1 pseudogene is annotated in these 978 nt (G+C 83.1%); it reads right to left on the reverse strand.

Annotated features, from left to right (window positions below):
* Nucleotides 1-978, reverse strand: a pseudogene (locus GYH36_RS19090) (hypothetical protein); the annotation flags it as partial.

Below are 978 nucleotides of genomic sequence, written 5' to 3' on the forward strand. Positions count from 1 at the left end.
CCCCGGGTGCGGACGGCGCCGGACCGGCGGGAGCGGGCCCGGGCGCGGGGGCCGGGCCGCCGGGACGCGACGCGGCGGGCGAGACGGGCGCGGGCGACGGCGCACGGCCGCCGCCTCCCGGACCGCCGCCCTCGTCGAGGCGCGGCTCGACCCGCACCTGGAGACCGAGCGTCTGGTAGACGACGTCCTGGACCGCGCCCGTGTGACGCGACGACGAGAACGTGCGCGCGAGCCCCGGGGAGGGGAAGGCGAGGTAGAGCACGTCGGGCCCGAGCTCCGACACCTGGGCGTTCGCGCTGACGAGGGACCACGTGACCGGGCTCGCGCGCAGGTTCTCGAGCACCTCGGGCCAGCGGCGGCGCAGCTCCTCGGTCGTGAGCGCCGGGGCGGCACCCGACGGCCGGCCGGCCGCGCCGTCCGTCGCGCCCGGGCCGTCCGGTGCGGCGGCGGGCTCACGGTCGCCGGGAGCAGCGGTCGCCTCGCGCGCGCCGGAGGCGGCCCCGGTCGTCGCGGCGGGTCCGTTCGCCGCGGCCGGTGCCGCCGCGGGTGCGGTGGTCTCGGTGCGAGCGGGCGGCTCGGTGCGGGTGGGCGGCTCGGTAGGGGTGGGTGGCTCGGCGCGCGCGGGCTCGGGCGCCGCGGAGTCGTCGGCCGCGCGGCGCGCCGCCGGGTCCCCGGCCGCCGGGAGGGCCGCGGAGTCGTGGTCCGACGGTCGCGGCACGGCCTCGGGACCGGAGGACGGCGTCGGGGCCGCGGGCGTCTCGGACGGCGCGTCGGACCCCGCGGGCGCGTACGCGCCGGCCGACGCAGCACCCTCGGCGACCGGCGCCGGGGTCTCGGCGGCGGCCTGCGCCGCGGGCGTGACCGACCCGGACGGGGCCGACGTGGGCGCGTCGGCGGAGCCCTGCGCCGCGGGCGCGGGAGCCGGTGCGGGTGCCGGGATCGGTGCGGGGGCCGACGACCCCGCGGGCGGCGTGGCCG

Origin of the sequence: Cellulosimicrobium composti (assembly GCF_010287905.1) — a bacterium.
Taxonomy (GTDB): Bacteria; Actinomycetota; Actinomycetes; order Actinomycetales; family Cellulomonadaceae; genus Cellulosimicrobium; species Cellulosimicrobium composti.